Below are 231 nucleotides of genomic sequence, written 5' to 3'. Positions count from 1 at the left end.
AAAATCGAGCAGAATAAATGGATCGTCGCCGTCGGGCTATACGGGAACCGCGTCCAGATCGGGCACGGATCGAAGGGCGGCTGGGACCTGTTCGGGCCCGAGCACCGCGTCACGAAGTCGGTGGGCAACGTACTGTACGAACTCGACGGCAAGCCCGCGCTGGATGTCTACGAAGCCTACCTGGGGGATAAAGCCGCCGGGCTGCCCGCGACCGGGCTGTTGTACCCGCTG

General features: G+C 64.1%; 1 protein-coding gene. It reads left to right on the top strand.

All coding sequences use genetic code 11. From position 1 onward, the window contains the following. Positions 1-231, top strand: a 231-nt coding sequence (locus ACY9Z2_RS19460) for an FIST N-terminal domain-containing protein (protein ID WP_463611318.1), incomplete at both ends; no start/stop codon positions are given.

The sequence above is a fragment of the Virgibacillus sp. GM2-2 genome (assembly GCF_055329585.1).
This window is presented reverse-complemented; position numbering and strand designations above follow the sequence as displayed.